Origin of the sequence: Synechococcus sp. H55.2, assembly GCF_047462495.1 — a bacterium.
GTDB lineage: Bacteria > Cyanobacteriota > Cyanobacteriia > Thermostichales > Thermostichaceae > Thermostichus.
Genome location: NZ_JANSJH010000190.1, coordinates 1 through 1,273, shown reverse-complemented (window position 1 = coordinate 1,273; position 1,273 = coordinate 1). Strand labels below are relative to the sequence as shown.

General features: G+C 63.5%; 1 protein-coding gene and 1 tRNA gene. One reads left to right on the top strand and one right to left on the bottom strand.

Annotated features, from left to right (window positions below):
• Positions 1 to 116 precede the first annotated feature (116 nt).
• Positions 117 to 197, top strand: a tRNA-Leu gene (locus tag NW844_RS12815).
• 3 nt (positions 198 to 200) lie between these two features.
• On the opposite strand, the gene NW844_RS12810 is transcribed toward NW844_RS12815, so the two are convergent.
• Positions 201 to 1,196, bottom strand: coding sequence for a glycosyltransferase family 9 protein (locus NW844_RS12810; RefSeq protein ID WP_414336202.1), 996 nt, complete (start codon positions 1,194 to 1,196; stop codon positions 201 to 203).
• Positions 1,197 to 1,273 lie beyond the last annotated feature (77 nt).

The window sequence follows — 1,273 nt, the reverse complement described above, 5'->3', positions numbered from 1 at the left end:
CACTTGCACTTTGAGTTGTGGAAACGGACGGTGGGGCAAGGCTGGGTGGTTTTGGACGCTACCGATGACCTGCAGGTCGCCGTTGCCCGGTTGCCGGGTTAGCATGAGGGACAACAGCGGACGTGGCGGAACGGCAGACGCGCTAGACTTAGGATCTAGTGCCGCAAGGCGTAAGGGTTCAAGTCCCTTCGTCCGCATCCCTAACCAGGAAAGATCACCTGCAGAATCTGCTCCGGCACAATCGACTCCATCGCCCCATTGGCCGCCTTGAGGAACCGAAACGGCCCTTCAGCCGGCAGCAGCCGTTCCGGTTCAGTCGGCCCAAACAGCGCCAGCAGCGGCGTCTGCGTCGCCACCCCCAGATGCATGGGAGCGCTATCCACACACAACAGCAGCGTTGCCCCACCAATCAAGGCCGCCAGTTGCCCCAGCTGGGCAGGGCGGCTCACCGCCAGATCCGGCAGTTGCGACAAAAACCCTTTTGCCAACTGCTCATCCTCTGGCCCCAACACCAGCACCAAGGGCAGCTCCGGCCGCTTCTCCCGAAAGCCCCTGACCACCTTCACCCACTTCTCAGGGGGATAGAGCTTCTGAATGCCCTTCTCCTGCGACAGTTGGCTGGCCCCCGGATGCAACAGCACATAGTCTTGGGCGGCGTCCCCCAGCAGGCGCCGGCGCTCTTGCTCCGCCCACTCCAGGTCTGTTTTTTTGAGGCGAATCTGAGGCAAGCCCGCCGGCGCCACAATGCCAAACCCCTGCACCAGGTCGTGGTACATGTTGGCGGCATATTGGGCCGGCTTCAGGGGCACCGGGTCGGTGAGCCAAGGCCGGCCTGGCCCCGGCGGCGCATAGCCCACCCGCTTGGGGATCCCGGTCAGCCAGAGCAGCAGCTTCACCCCCAAGCTTCGGCCCAGGCTCAGCACCGCGTCGTACGGCCGCTCCCGAATCCGCCCCAGCAGGTCGCTGAGGTCTGCCAACGAGAGCTGCTGCTTGAACGGGAAGGTCAGCACCCGATTGACCGAGGGGCAAACCTCATAGGCCGCCGCCGCCCGCGGCTCCACCAGCACCGCCAGCTCCGCCTCTGGATAGCGCTGCCGCAAACTGGCCAAGGTGGGAAAAAACAAAATCTGGTCGCCAATCCCCCCCGGCACCAAAGCCAAAATGCGGGGGGCCAAAGCCGCGTCTCGAAAAGCCATCTCCATAAAGCATCCTGTCGATAGCTGTATCCAGCCTACCGGTTCCCTGGACCGCGTTTACTCTAGCTCAGATGGGG